This window comes from Saccharopolyspora gloriosae (assembly GCF_014203325.1).
In the GTDB taxonomy this organism is placed as follows: Bacteria; Actinomycetota; Actinomycetes; order Mycobacteriales; family Pseudonocardiaceae; genus Saccharopolyspora_C; species Saccharopolyspora_C gloriosae.
Window position 1 is genome coordinate 4594741 of sequence record NZ_JACHIV010000001.1, and the last position, 15251, is coordinate 4609991.

The 15251-nt window shown below is 74.0% G+C and carries 3 protein-coding genes and 1 pseudogene; 1 reads left to right on the top strand and 3 read right to left on the bottom strand.

The annotated features are described in order from the left end of the window. Positions 1-5 precede the first annotated feature (5 nt). The gene (locus BJ969_RS20100; RefSeq protein WP_184480943.1) at positions 6-845 is read left to right on the top strand and encodes a GNAT family N-acetyltransferase; all 840 of its coding nucleotides are present in this window, start codon (positions 6-8) and stop codon (positions 843-845) included. Between the two features lie 343 nt (positions 846-1188). Here BJ969_RS20100 and BJ969_RS20105 read toward each other — a convergent pair whose 3' ends face one another. From BJ969_RS20105 to BJ969_RS20115, 3 genes and pseudogenes are all read right to left on the bottom strand, one after another. Next, positions 1189-2376 carry a cytochrome P450 gene (locus BJ969_RS20105; protein WP_184480945.1) on the bottom strand — a complete coding sequence of 396 codons (1188 nt, stop codon included), beginning with the start codon at positions 2374-2376 and terminating at the stop codon, positions 1189-1191. A gap of 85 nt (positions 2377-2461) precedes the next feature. After that, positions 2462-8470 (bottom strand): annotated as a pseudogene (locus tag BJ969_RS20110) (SDR family NAD(P)-dependent oxidoreductase); the annotation flags it as partial. A gap of 281 nt (positions 8471-8751) precedes the next feature. Further along, complete coding sequence (locus BJ969_RS20115) at positions 8752-15240, bottom strand: type I polyketide synthase (protein WP_221315885.1); 6489 nt, start codon at positions 15238-15240, stop codon at positions 8752-8754. Positions 15241-15251 lie beyond the last annotated feature (11 nt).

Consider the following 15251-nt stretch of genomic DNA (forward strand, 5'->3'; position numbering starts at 1 on the left):
TAGCGATGCCCACCCCCGATTCGACCGCACCGCACTGCCCGCCGGAACTGCTCCAGGGGGCGAAGAAGGTCTCCGTGCGGCCGGGTTTCACCGGTCTGCTGTGGACCGATGTGCGCGCCCGGCTCTCCGAGCCTGCCCGGCAGTACCTGCGCCGCACGTTCCCGGCGGTCGCGGTCCGGACGTTCACCGGTACCGACGAGGCGTACTGGCAGGAGTGGCTGACCGACGAGAAGCTCGATCAGCTCTCCGGACTCGTCATCGCCCTCGACGGCGACGGGGTTCCCGCCGGGTGGGTGGCCGGCAACGACCGGGAGTTCGGCGGGCGCACCTGCTTCTACGCCAATTCCGCTGGAGTGCACCCGGACCACCAGGGCACCGGGATCTCCAGCACCCTCTGGCGCGCGCTGCTGCGCGCGGCGATCGCCAAGGCCGCGCCGCGCAGCCTGCACGCGGTGATGCGCACCGCGAACCCGCTGGTCTACAGCGGGTGGTCGGCCGCCACGGGTCGCGACGACACGACCTGGCCCGCGCCGGGCAGGGAGATCCCGGAGCACGTCCGGCGCATCGCGGCGGACGCCGCGGCCGACCTCGGCCAGGCCGACCGGCTGGACCCGGCCACTTCGGTCATCACCGACGCCTACGAATCCGAGCTGTGGACGGAACGTCCGACCTCGCACCGCGCGGAGCTCGACGAGTGGTTCGCGGAACTGCTCGGCCCGCGCGACGCGGTGCTGCTCGTCGTCGCGTTCCACCCGGTCAGCCTGATGACCCACTTGGTGCTGCACCAGGTCCGCCGCAGCCTCGGCCTGCGCAAGAGCACCTCATCCCGCAGCGCCCGCACCTGACCGGCCAGGACTCGATCCCCAACGGCATATCTCCGCAGAGTGCGATGTCGCCGTGCGAGACACGGACGACAGCGCGAAACCGCCCCGAGGTGAACCGAGCTCCCGATCAGCACCACAGGAACGGCGAAGCCGAATCCCTAGCGGCCGAAGGCCGTGCCTGTATTCGCGAAGCGAATAGCCCACGTCCAAAAGCCGACCACCGGCGGGTTCTCAGTCGGTCTCTCGCGAGGACAGCTTTTTCCCTCGTGGCGGAGCCACTAGGGAAAAAGATCCCGCAGCGAGAGACCGACTGAGGTTCCGCTACCCGACCCCCAAAGCAGAACGAGCCCCCCTCAAAACCACCTCACCAAGTGACAGGGAGTTCTAGGAGGCCTCCGGAGAGCTGGCCGCTTTCCAGCTTCAGGTCCTCCGGAGCGACCGCCACCTGCAGGTCGGGGATCTTCCGGAACAGCGTGCTGAACGCGGTCTGCAGTTCGACCCGCGCGAGCGGGGCGCCGATGCAGTGCCACATGCCGTGCCCGAAGGTCAGGTGCGGGTTGGGCGCGCGGGTCACGTCGAACGTGTCCGGGGCGTCGAAGGCGCGGGTGTCGAAGTTCGACAGGGTGAAGTCGAGCAGCACCAGCTCGCCCGCCTTGATCGTGACGTCGCCGATCTCGACGTCCCCGGCGGCCCAGCGCGGCAGCATGGAGCTGCCCGCCTTGGCCGCGCGCAGCACCTCCTCCACCGCGATGGCCATGGTGCCCGCGTCGCGCATCGCGAGGTCCCGCTTGTCGGGGTTGTTCGCGAGCACCAGCACGCCCACGTCGATGTGGCTGATCACGCTGTCCAGGCCGGCGAACAGCACGCCCGCCGCGAGGGTGCCGATGCGCTCGTCCTCGACGCCCGCCTCGCACAGCCGCGAGATCACGTCGTCGCCGGGCTGCCCGCGCTTGCGGCCCACCAGCGCGGAGATGTACGCGAACAGCTCCTCGGCGCCCTTCTCCGCGGAGACCGGGTCGTGCAGCACCGCCATCCGGCCCATCAGCTGCAGGATCATCATGCGGTCCTCGACGGGGATGCCGATCAGCTCGTAGAGGACCTGCAGGGCGAAGGGCTGCGAGAAGTCGTTGTGCAGGTCCGCGGGCGGTCCCTTGTCCACCAGCGCCTGCACCATGTCCTCGGCCAGCGCCTCGACCTTGTGGCGCAGCCGGGCGAGCCTGCGCGCGGAGAAGCTCGGCGTCAGCAGCGCGCGCATCGACTTGTGCAGCCGGGTCGCCTCGTCGGGGTCCGAGTCGGTGATCAGCAGGTTGAAGAACGGGGTGTCGACGTAGCGCGGCGCGGACGGCGGATCCGGGTGCGACCGGTTGATCCGCTCGTCCTTGAGCAGCTCCTTGACCTCTTCGTGCCGGGTGACCAGCCAGGCTTCGTCGCCCGCCGGGGTGATCACCTTGCAGATGGGCGCCTGCTCCTGGAGATTCCGCAGCATCTCCGGAGGCCGGAGCATGGCGGACGGGCCGGTGCCCAGCTTCGGCAGGTCGAGCGATTGACTCATGGGCGATTCCTCCGCGGTGTGGGTGGATTCCGGTCGGACGAACGGGACCGGGCCGCCGCGCCGGACGCGGCGACCCGGCGAGCGGTCAGGTGCTCGCGGGCACGAGGCTCGCCAGCCAGTCGTGCATGACCTGCGCGGTGAGCTCGGAGTGCTCCTTGGCCAGCGACAGGTGGTCGGCCTCGATGGTGCGCACCGCGTCGGTGTCGATGGCGGGCGGCGCTTTCGTGCCGCGGCTGCCGGGAACGGGGACCGAGCAGCGCACCAGCAGGGTCGGCGCGGTGGTCACCGGGGCGTCGGTGATCGCGGCGACCTTGTTGTACCAGTGCACCATCGCCGACAGCCGGGAGCTGTTGAGGTTCACCGACGGGGAGTCGATGTCGGCGAGGTAGTAGCTCGCGACCTCGTCGTAGTCGATGTCGTCGTTGCCGTCGTAGCGCAGGCTCAGCGTGTCCAGCAGGATCACCGCGTCCGGCCGCACGCCCCAGGTGTCCTCCAGCACGCCCGCCGCGTGGTAGGCGATGGTGCCGCCGGTGGAGTGCCCGACCAGCACGAACGGGTCGCCGTCGCTGCCGTGCAGCGCGCTCTCGGCGACCGAGCGGATGGCGGCCGTGCCGTGCTCGGGCAGGTCCTCCCCCGATTCGAAGCCGACGAGCGGCAGCGCGGACACGTGCCGGGTGCCGCGCAGGTGCGCGGCGATGCGGGCGTACTGGTGCACGCCGCCGGTGGCGCCGGGCGAGCTCACGCAGATCAGCCGGGGGTCGGTGGGGCCGTCGGCCAGCGTCACCGGTTCGGGCAGTTCGGCGAGCTCGGCGGGGGTCTCGAAGGTCGGGCGGGTCGCGGCGACCGCGCCGAGCATCCGCATGGACTCCTTCTGCTTGCCGGAGTGCACGCCGGTGAGGAACAGGTTCACCAGGGTGTCGTGCGGGTTGCCCTGCGACCGGCCGCCGGCGACACCGATGCGGTCGCCCAGTTCGCCGTCGATCCGGTCGGCGAGCGCGGCCGGGGTCTTCGTGTCGAACACGACCGATGCCGCAAGCCGCAGGTCGAGCTCTTCGCCGAGCCGGTTGCGCAGTTCCACCGCGATCAGCGAGTCGAAGCCCAGTTCCAGGAAGTCCCGTTCCGCGTCGACGGCGGACGCGTCGCGGTGGCCGAGCACGGCGGCGGCGTGCTCGATGACGAGTCCGGTGAGCAGCTTGCGGCGGTCGGCCGCGTCGGCGTCGGCGAGCCGGTCGCGCAGCGTTCCGCCGGATCGCGCCGCGGCGGCGGTGCGGCGGGCGGCGGGGATCAACCCGCGCAGCACGGAGGGCACGTGGCCCTGGGCCCGCATCCCGGAGGCCTTCGCGCGGATCGGCACCACCAGCGCCTCGTCGCGGGCGAGGGCGGCGTCGAACAGCGCCAGTCCCTGTTCCAGCGACAGCGGCGGCAACCCGGAGTTCGCCATCCGCTCCAGTTCGGCTTCGGTGAGCTCGCCGGTCATGCCGGTCGTCGGCGCCCACGGACCCCACGCCAGCGACTGCGCGGGCAGACCCGCGCCGCGGCGGTGCTGGGCCAGGGCGTCGAGGAAGGCGTTGGCCGCGGCGTAGTTGCCCTGGCCGGGTCCGCCCATCACACCGGAAACCGAGGAGTACAGCAGGAACGCGGTGAGCCCGAGGTCGCGGGTGGCTTCGTGCAGGCGCCAGGCGGCGTCCACCTTGGGCCGCAGCACGCCGTCCAGGCGTTGCGGGGTGAGCGAGCCGATCGCCCCGTCGTCGAGCGCCCCGGCGGTGTGCACGACGGCCGTGAGCGGGTGCTGCACCGGGATCTCGGCGAGCAGGCCGTCCAGCGCGGCGCCGTCGGCGGCGTCGCAGGCCGCGATCCGCACGTCGGCGCCGTGCGCGGTGAGTTCCGCGCGCAGCTCCACCGCTCCCGGCGCCTGCGGTCCGCGGCGGCTCGCCAGCACCAGGTGCCGGGTGCCGTGCTCGGCGACCAGGTGCCGGGCCAGTTCGGCGCCGAGCCCACCGGTGCCGCCGGTGATGAGCACGGTCCCTTCGGGGTCCCAGCTCGCGGTGTCCACGGCTCCCTCGCCGTCGAGCGGCAGCAGCCGCGCCACGCGGATCTCCCGCTGCCGCACGGCGATCTGCTGCTCGTCGGCGTCGAGCAGTCCGGGCAGCACCGCCGCGGAGGTGAAGGCGTCGTCGAGGTCGACGAGCAGCAACCGGCCGGGGTCCTCGGCCTGCGCGGAGCGCACCAGGCCCCACACGGCCGCCGCGGCCACGTCGGCGGGCGTCTCGCCGTCCACCGCGACCGCGCCTCGGGTCACGAAGACCAGGTGGGATCGGGCGAAGCGCTGGTCGGACTGCCATTCCTGGAGCACGGCCAGCGCCCGGTGGGTGAGGTCGTGCACGGCCTGCGGGCCGGCGGCGGCGTCACCGGTGACGGGGATGAGGAACACGTCGGGCACCGCGCTGCCGCTCGCCGTGCTCGCCAGGGTCTCGCCGTAGCCGACGACGGCTTCGTCGGCGCGGTGCAGCGCGTAGGCGAGGTCGAACTCGTCGCCGCCGATGATCGCCCAGCGCTTGCCGCCGACGGGCTCCGGCGCGGGCCCGGGGACCCAGCGCAGCCCGAACAGGGAGTCCTGGCCGGATTCGCGGGCCACCGGCGCCTGTCCGCTGGTGTCGAGGGTCAGGGATTCCACCACCAGCACGGGGTTTCCGCGGCCGTCGACGGCGACGACCTCGATGCCCGGACCGTCCGCGTGGCGGCTCGCGCGCAGGCTCAGCGCGGTGGCTCCGGTGGCGTGCAGGGACATCCCGTCCCAGCGGACCGCCCGCGCGGAGTCCGAAGTGGACTCGACGTGCGCGGCGGCGCGCACGACCGCGTCCAGCAGCGCCGGGTGCAGGTCGTGGCCGGGGCCGGTGTCGTCCGCGGGCAACGCCACCTCGGCGAAGACCTCCCCGGCGTGGCGCCACACCGCGAACGACGCGTCGTCGGCCAGCTGCTCGGCACCGCCGGGCACTTCGCCGGAGAAGTCGATCTCGACCGGGTCGGCGGTGAGCACGCCGGTGGCGTGCTCGGTCCAGCCATGCTCGGAGTCCGCCGGGCGGGCGTGCACGGTCAGCGCGCGCCGCCCCTCTTCGTCGGCCTCCCCGATCTTGACCTGCACGGCGACCGGTTCACCCGCGGGCAGCACGAGACCGGTGCCGACGGTCAGCGTCTCGACCCGCGCGCACCCGGCCTCGTCCGCGGCCCGCAGCGCGAGCTCGGCGAACACCGACTCCGGCACGGCCCGCCCGGTGGGCAGCCACGGTTGCGCGCTCGCCGACAGGCTCCCGGTCAGCACGACCGCGCCCGTGTCGGCCAGTCCCATCGCCGCGCCGAGCACCGGGTGGTGCACCGAGCGCAGCCCGAGCCCGGTGGCGTCCACGGCACCGGCGGCGGCCTTCGGCCAGAACCGCTCGTGCTGGAACGCGTAGGTGGGCAGGTCGACGCGCCGCGCGCCGGTCCCGGCGAGCAGCTCGGACCAGTCCACCCGCAGGCCGCGGACGTGCAACCGGCCGAGCGCGGTCACCAACGCCGCCTCCTCCGGGCGGTCCTTGCGCAGCGCCGGAGCCGCCACGGCGTTGTCGGGCAGCGATTCCTGGGCCATCGCGCAGAGCGTGCCGTCCGGGCCCAGCTCCAGGAAGGTCTTCGCGCCCTCGGCGGCGAGCGCGCGGACGCCGTCGGCGAACCGCACCGCCTCCCGCACGTGGCGCACCCAGTACTCCGGCGAGCCGAGCTCCTCGGAGCGCGCGCGCTCCCCGGTCAGGTTCGACACGATCGGGATCGCGGCGGGGCCGAAGGACAGCTCCCGCACCACGGCGCGGAACTCGTCGAGCATCGGGTCCATCAGCGGCGAGTGGAACGCGTGGCTGACGCCGAGCGGTTTGGTCTTGCGGCCGTCGGCCGCCAGCCGCTCCGCGACGGCCCGCACGCCCGCCTCGTCACCGGAGACGACGACCGAGCGCGGCCCGTTGATCGCGGCGATGGACGTGGTGCCGTTGAGCAGCGGCACGACCTCGGCCTCGGTGGCCTGGACCGCGGTCATCGCGCCGCCCGCGGGCAACGCGCTCATCAGGCGGGCGCGGGCGGCGACGAGCTTCGCGGCGTCCGCGAGCGACAGCACTCCGGAGACGTGCGCCGCCGCGATCTCGCCGATGGAGTGGCCGCCGAGCAGGTCCGCCGTGACGCCGAGGGATTCGACGAGCCGGTACAGCGCGACCTCGACGGCGAACAGCGCGGGCTGGGTGTTGCCGGTGTCCTCCAGCGCGGCCTCGTCCGCGCCCCAGATCACGTCGCGCAGCGAGCCGTCCCGGTGCCGGTCGAGTTCGGCGAGCGCCGCGTCGAACGCCGCCGCGAACACCGGGAACCGGGCGTGCAGCTCGCGGCCCATGCCGAGCCGCTGCGAACCCTGGCCGGAGAACAGCACCGCGAGCCTGCCCGGTTCGGCGCCGACCGCGCCGCGCGCGACCTCGTCGACACCGGACTCGGTGGCCAACAGCACCGCGCGGTGCTCGAACGTGGACCGGCCGGTCACCAGCGAGTGCGCCACGTCGGCGGCGGCGGTCTCGGGGTGCCCGGCGTGGAAGGCGGTGATCCGGTCCAGCTGCGCGGCCAGCGCCTGCGGGGTCCGGCCGGAAACGGGCCACGGCACCGCGGCCGGGCGAATCCGCTGCTCGGGCTCGGCGGTCTCGGGCTGGGCGGATTCGGGCTGGGCGGGTTCCGGAGCCTGCTCCAAGATCACGTGCGCGTTGGTGCCGCTGATGCCGAAGGAGGAGACACCGGCCCGGCGGGGATGGTTCGCCTCGGGCCACGCCGTGCTCGCGGTCGCCAGCTCGACGGACCCCGTGTCCCAGTCCACGTGCTCGGACGGGCTGCTCACGTGCAGCGTCGGCGGCAGCGCGCCGTGGCGCATCGCCTGCACCACCTTGATCACGCCGGCGGCGCCGGCGGCGGCCTGGGTGTGGCCGAGGTTCGACTTCACCGACCCCAGCAGCAGCGGCCGGTCCCGGTCGCGGCCGTAGGTCGCCAGCAGCGCCTGCGCCTCGATCGGGTCGCCCAGCTTCGTGCCCGTCCCGTGCGCCTCCACCACGTCGACGTCCGAAGTGGACAGTCCGGCACCGGCGAGCGCCTGCCGGATGACGCGCTGCTGCGCCGGGCCGTTCGGCGCGGTCAGGCCGTTCGACGCGCCGTCCTGGTTCACCGCGCTGCCCCGCAGCACCGCCAGCACCTCGTGGCCGTGGCGCTGCGCGTCGGAGAGCTTCTCCACCACGAGCAGCCCGACGCCCTCGGACCACGCGGTGCCGTCGGCGTCGGACGAGAACGCCTTGCAGCGCCCGTCGGGGGCGAGCCCGCCCTGCCTGCTGAACGAGGAGAAGTTCGCCGACGTCGTCATCACCGTGACGCCCCCGGCCAGGGCCATCGAGCACTCGCCGGACCGCAGCGCCTGCGCGGCCAGGTGCAGCGCCACCAACGACGACGAGCACGCGGTGTCCACGGTCAGCGACGGGCCTTCCAGCCCGAGTGCGAACGACAACCTGCCGGAGAGCACGCTCGCCGCCATCCCCGTGGAGGCGTGGCCTTCGAGGTCCTCGCTGGAAGCGAGCATCAGGTGGATGTAGTCCTGGCCGGTGGTGCCGACGAACACGCCGGTCCGGCTGCCGCGCAACGCTTTCGGGTCGATCCCGGCGCGTTCCAGCGCCTCCCAGGACACCTCCAGCGCCTGGCGCTGCTGCGGGTCCATCGCGACGGCCTCGCGCGGGGAGATGTCGAAGAAGCCGGGGTCGAAATCGGCCGCGCCGGGCAGGAATCCGCCTTCGGCGGTGGCGCTGCGCCCGTCGCCGAGCGCGTCGAGGTCCCAGCCGCGGTCGGCCGGGAAGCCGGTGATCGCGTCCTCGCCCGCCGAGAGCAGGTCCCAGAGCCGCTCCGGCGAATCGGCGCCGGGGAACCGGCAGGCCATGCCGACGATCGCCACCGGCTCGTGCTTGCCGGACTCCGCGTCCTGGAGCCGTTGCCGCGTCTCGTGCAGATCCGCGGTGACCCACTTCAGGTAGTCGACGAGTGTGCTTTCGTCAGGCATCGCCGGTCCTTCTTTCGATCGAGTTCCTGTTGTGGGTGGCAGGGCGGGCAGGTGCTCCCCGGAAGGCGGTGCGAGAGGTTTCCGAGCAGTTCCTCGTCAGCGGCGAAGCCGCTGAGCAGCGACCACCCGAGCACAACGACCACCGGCGGGTTCTCAGCGGCTTCCTCCCGAGGACAGCGATTTCGTGGTGTAGGGAGCTACATGAGAAATCGATCCCGCAGCGAGGAAGCCGCTGAGGTTCCGCCACCCGGACACCTGCGCAAACCATTCCGTGAGAGCTCCTAAGCCTGGGTTCGTCTGCCGAGTTCGTTGTCGATGAAGGTGAGCAGGTCATCGGCGGTGGCGTCCTGGATGCGTTCCTCCACGGCGTGCTCGTCGGCGTGGGCGGCTCCGTCGCCGTAGCGCTCCAGCAGGCCGCGCAGCCGGACGGTGAGCTCGTCGCGGACTTCGGCGGCGGTCTCCTCGTCGGCGAGGACGTGCTCGATCCGGTCCAGTTCGGCGAGCGGGGACGCCCCGGGGCCGTCCGTGCCGCCGAAGTCCTCGGCCAGCAGGCGGGCCACCGCCAGCGGCGTCGGGTGGTCGAAGATCAGCGTCGAGGGAAGCCGCACGCCGGTCGCCCCGGTCAGCCGGTTGCGCAGTTCGACCGCGGTCAGCGAGTCGAAGCCGATCTGGCGGAATTCGCGCTCCGCGCCGATCGCCTCGGCCGAGCCGTGGCCGAGCACCGTCGCGGAGGCGTCCCGGACCAGCTGCACCAGGGTCTGCTCGCGTTCCGCGCCGCCCATCGCGGCGAGCTTGTCGGCGAGCCCGGCCTGGTCCGCTCCGGTGCCGCCACCGGCGGCGGTGCGCCGCGCCGAGCGGACCAGGCCGCGCAGCATCGCGGGCACCTCGGCCTGCGCGCGAGCGGCCCCGGAGCCCATGCCCAGCGGCACGACGAGGGGTTCGTCGGCGCCGATCGCGGTGTCGAACAGGGCGAGGCCGCGCTCGATCGGCAGCGGCGGCATCCCGTTGTCGCCGATGCGGCGCAGGTCCCGGTCGTCGAGCCCGGCGGTCATGCCGACGCCCTGCTCCCACGCTCCCCACGCCAGCGACACCGCGGGCAGCCCGCGGGACCGGCGGTGCCGGGCGAGCGCGTCGAGGAACACGTTGCCCGCCGCGTAGTTGGCCTGCCCCGCGCTGCCCAGCACCCCGGAGACCGAGGAGTAGACGGCGAACGCGGCCAGGTCCAGGTTGGCGGTGAGCTCGTGCAGGTTCCAGGCGCCGTCCACCTTGGGCCGCAGCACGGCGTCCAGCCGTTCCGGGGTGAGCGAGCCGACGACGCCGTCGTCGAGGGTGCCCGCGGTGTGCACCACGGCCGTGAGCGGGCGCGGCGCCGAGTCCAGCAGCGCGCGGGCGGCGGCGCGGTCGGCGACGTCGCAGGCCGCGATGGTGACCTCGGCGCCGCGCGCGGTGAGTTCGGCGCGCAGCTCGGCCGCGCCGGGCGCGTCGGCGCCGCGCCTGCTGGCGAGCAGCAGGTGCCGGGCGCGGCCGTCGGCGACCAGGTGGCGGGCCAGTTCGGCGCCGAGCCCGCCGGTGCCGCCGGTGATGAGCACCGTGCCGTCCGGGTCCCACCGCCGGGGCATCGTGAGGACGATCTTGCCGATGTGCCGGGCGAGGCTCATGTGCCGGAACGCCTCGGGCGCCCGCCGCACGTCCCAGGACCGCACCGGCAGCGGGTGCAGCGCACCGGCCGCGAACAGCGCGGTCAGCTCTCCCAGCATCTCCTGGATGCGGTCCGGGTCGACGAGTCCGAGGTCGAAGGAGCGGTAGTCGACGCCCGCCACGTCGTCGCGCACGTCGGTCTTGCCCATCTCGATGAACCGCCCGCCCCGGGGCAGCAGCCGCAGCGAGGCGTCGACGAACTCGCCGGACAGCGCGTTGAGCACCACGTCGATGCCGCCGTCGCCCGCGACCGCCGCGAACTCGCGCTCGAAGTCGGTGGTGCGGGAGGAGGCGATGTGGTCGTCGGCCACGCCGAGCGAGCGCAGGGTGTCCTGCTTGCCCTCGCCGGCGGTGGCGAACACCTCGGCGCCGAGGTGCCGGGCGAGCTGGATCGCGGCCATGCCGACACCACCGGCACCGGCGTGCACCAGCACCTTCTCGCCGGGCCGCACGGCCGCCAGGTCGAGGAGACCGTGGTAGGCGGTGAGGAACACCAGCGGCACCGAGGCCGCCGCGTCCCAGGACCAGCCCTCCGGAACGCGGGTGAGGAACCGCTCGTCGACCGTCCCCTGTGGACCGAATCCGCCGAACAGCATGCCCATCACCCGGTCGCCGGGCCGCAGATCGACCGCCTCGGGTCCGGCCTCGACGACCACCCCGGCGGCTTCCGAGCCGAACGGGCCCGCCTCGCCGGGGTACATGCCGAGCGCGTTGAGCACGTCGCGGAAGTTCACCCCGGCCGCCTCGATCCGCACCCGCACGTCCCGGCCGGTCAGCGGCTCGGCGGCCTGCGGGAACGGGGTCAGCGCGAGGTCGTCCAGGCTGCCCTTGCGCACGCTGTCGAGGTGCCACGGCACGCCCGCGGGCGGCACCAGGGACTCGGCGGTGGCCAGCTGCGCCAGCCGCGCCACGCGCGGCGCGCCGTCGCGCACGAGCGCCTGCGGCTCGTCCTGCTCGAACAGCCCGGGGGCCAGCGCGAGCGCTTCGGCCGGGTCCGAGTCGACGTCGAGCAGCAGGAACCGGCCGGGGTTCTCGGATTGCGCGGACCGCACCAGGCCCCACGCGGAGTGCGCCGCCAGGTCGGTGCCGTCGACCGCGCCGCGCGTGACGAACACCAGCCGCGAGGCCGCGAAGCGGTCCTCGGCGAGCCACCGCTGCACCAGCTCCAGCACCCGCCGGTTCAGCGCGCGCACCGCGCCGGGCACGTCGTCCCCGCCGCCGCTCAGCGGCACGGCCACGAACTCCGGCACCGGCTCGGGCAGCTCGTCGGCGGAGTCCGCGACCGCGCCGACGCCCAGGCCGAACGGGTCCGGGCCCAGCACCGCCCACTGCCGCGCGGCGGGCTCGACCTGGTGGGCGACCCATTCGACGTGGAACAGCGAGTTCAGCTCGTCCGCGCCGGCGGGTGCGGCCGGGGCCGGTCCCGCTTCGGCCAGCACCAACGAGTCGACCGACAGCACCGGGATGCCCTGCGGATCGGCGGCGACGAGCTCGACGGAATCCTTGCCGTTCTTGGTGATCCGCACCCGCAGCGCCGATCCGCCGGAGGCGTGCAGCGAGGCACCGCTCCAGGAGAACGGCAGCAGGCCGCGCCCGTCCCCTTCGGAGACGGCGAACACGGTGGCGTGCAGCACCGAGTCCAGCAGCGCGGGGTGCAGTCCGTAGGACTCGGCGTCGCGCACCTGCTGCGGCAGCCGGACCTCCGCGAAGTACTCGTCGTCGCGGCGCCACACCGCGCGCAGCCCGCGGAACACCGGGCCGTAGGTGAGTCCCGTGGCGGCGTAGTCGTCGTAGAGGCTCTCGATGTCCACTTCGGACGATCCGGCGGGCGGCCAGACGGCGGCGTCGAAGTCCAGGACGCGCTCGGGTTCGGCCAGCGTGCCCGCGGCGTGCTGGGTCCACGGCGCGGCCGGGTCGTCGGCGGGGCCGGGCTGGTCGGGGCGCCCGGGCTGGTCGAGGCGCCCGGGCTGGTCGAGGCGGGAGTACAGGCGCAGCGCGCGGCGCCCGGAGTCGTCGGCGGCGTCGACCCGCAGCTGCACCTGAACTGCACCGTCGGCGGGCAGCACCAGCGGCGCGGCCAGCGTCAGCTCCTCCACCTGGTCGCAGCCGACCTGGTCGGCGGCGCGCACGGCGAGTTCGAGGAACCCGGTGCCGGGGAAGAACACCTGGCCGCTGACCACGTGGTCGGCCAGCCAGGCGTGCGTGGCCACGGACAACCTGCTGGTGAACAGCACCCCGGCGCCGTCGGCGAGTTCCACGGAGGCGCCCAGCAGCGGGTGCTCGGCCCCGGTGAGCCCGAGGCCCGTCGCGTCCCCGGCCTGCTGCGCCGTCTCCGGCCAGAAGCGCTCGTGCTGGAAGGCGTAGGTCGGCAGGTCGATCCGGCGGGCGTCGGTGGCGGCGAAGAACGCGGCCCAGTCGACCTTGATCCCGGCGGTGTGCAGCCGGGTGAGCGCGGTGGTGGCGGCGGTGCGGTCGTCCCGGTCGCGGCGCAGCATCGGGATCACCGGCGTGCCCGGCTCCAGCGAGTCCTGCGCCATCGAGCACAGCGCGCTGTCGGGCCCCAGTTCCAGGAACACCGAGGCGCCGTCGGCGGCGAGCGCGCGCACCCCGTCGGCGAACCGCACCGGTTCCCGCACGTGGCGCACCCAGTACTCCGGCGCGGCCAGCTCCTCGGCGGCGGCCAGGCGCCCGGTCAGGTTCGACACCAGCGGAAGCTGCGGCCTGCCGAACGCGGATTTCCGCACCACCGCGCGGAAATCGTCGAGCATCGGGTCCATCAGCGGCGAGTGGAAGGCGTGGCTCACGGCGAGCCGGGTGGTCTTGCGGCCCTGCTCGGCCAGCCACCGGGAGATCTCGTCGACCTCGTCCTCCGCACCGGAGATCACCAGCGAGCCGGGCGCGTTCACGGCGGCCACCGCGACCCGCTCGGTCAGCAGCGGCGCGACCTCGGCTTCGGTGGCGCGCACCGCGGCCATCGCCCCGCCCGCGGGCAGCGCCTGCATCAGGCGTCCCCTGGCGGCGACGAGCGCGGCGGCGTCCGGCAGCGAGAGCACTCCCGCGACGTGCGCGGCGGTGATCTCGCCGACGGAGTGGCCCGCGACGAATCCGGGGGTGACGCCCCAGGATTCGAGCAGCCGGTACAGCGCGACCTCGACGGCGAACAGCGCGGGCTGGGTGGTGCCGGTCTGGTCCAGCAGGGCCGCGTCGGCGCTGCCGGGTTCGGCGAACAGCAGCTCGCGCAGCGGGCGGTCCAGGTGCGGGTCCAGTTCGGCGAGCACCGCGTCCAGCGCTTCGGCGAACGCCGGGAACGCGGCGGCCAGCTCACGTCCGGCACCGGCGCGCTGCGCGCCCTGGCCGGAGAACAGCACGCCGAGCTTCGCGGGGCGCTCCACCGTGTGGCGCACCAGTCCCGGCGCGTCGCCGTCGGCGACCCACCCGGCCAGCGCGTCGCGCAGCCCGCCCCGGTCCGCGCCGACGGCGGCCAGCCGGTGCTCGAAGGCGGCGCGGGAGGTGGCCAGCGAGAACGCCACGTCGTCCGGGCGGGCGGCGGGGTCGGCGTCGACGTGGGCGAGCAGCCCGACGACCTGGTCCCGCAGGGCCTGCTCGGTGCGGCCGGTGAGGATCCACGGCACCGCACCGGATTCCGGCCCGCGCTCGGCGGTCTCCTCGGCGGGGGCCTGTTCGAGGATGGTGTGCGCGTTGGTGCCGCTCACGCCGAACGAGGACACCGCGGCGCGGCGCGGGCGGCCGGTCTCGGGCCAGGCCTCAGTCTCGGCCAGCAGTGAGACCGCTCCGGAGGACCAGTCCACGTGCGAGGACGGCGGGTCGCAGTACAAGCTGCGGGGCAGCACGCCGTGGCGCATCGCCTGCACCATCTTGATCACGCCCGCGACCCCGGCGGCGGCCTGCGTGTGGCCGAGGTTGGACTTGACGGAGCCGAGCCGCAGCGGCTCCTCCCGGTCCTTGCCGTAGGTCGCCAGCAGGCTGCTCGCCTCGATCGGGTCGCCCAGCGAGGTCCCGGTGCCGTGCGCCTCCACCACGTCGATGTCCGAAGTGGACAGATCAGCGCTGGACAGCGCCTGGCGGATCACCCGCTGCTGCGCGCGCCCGCTGGGCGCGGTGAACCCGTTGGAGGCGCCGTCGGAGTTCACCGCGGAGCCGCGCACCACCGCGAGCACCGGGTGCCCGTTGCGCCGCGCGTCGGAGAGCCGCTCCAGCACGAGCACGCCGACGCCCTCGGACCAGCCGGTGCCGTCGGCGGCGTCGGAGAACGGCTTGCACCGGCCGTCGGTGGCGAGCCCGCCCTGCCTGCTGAACTCCAGCAGCGAACCGGGCGTGCACATCACGTTGACGCCCCCGGCCAGCGCGAGCGAGCACTCCCCCGCGCGAAGCGCGTGCGCCGCCTGGTGCAGCGCCACCAGCGAGGACGAGCACGCCGTGTCCACGGTGACCGCGGGCCCTTCCAGGCCCAGCTCGTAGGACAGCCGCCCGGAGGTGGCGCTGGCGGCGATGCCGGTGCCCACGTTGCCGTCGGCGTCCGACAGCGACCGCACCAGCAGGTAGGCGTAGTCCTGCCCGTTGGTGCCGACGAACACGCCGGTGCGGCTGCCGCGCAGCCCGGTGGCGTCGATCCCGGCGCGTTCGATCGCCTCCCAGGACACCTCCAGCAGCAACCGCTGCTGCGGGTCCATGGACATGGCCTCGCGCGGCGAGATCCCGAAGAACCCGGGGTCGAACTCCGCCAGCCCGTCGAGGAACCCGCCGCGCCGGGACACGGCGTTGCCGCGTTCGTCGACGCCCGCGTCCCGCAGCGCGCCCAGGTCCCAGCCGCGGTCGGTGGGGAACTCGCCGATCGCGTCGCCGCCCGCGGCGACCAGGTCCCACAGGTCCTCCGGCGAGGAGACCCCACCGGGGAACCGGCAGCCCATCGACACGATCGCCACCGGCTCGGAGCGCTGCTCGGTGAGCCGCTGGTTCTGCTTGCGCAGCCGCTCCGTCTCCTTCATCGACGCGCGGAGTGCCTTCTCGACCTGCGCCTGCCGGTCCGCCGGGTCACGCTCCCCAGAGGTCATCATCAACTCCG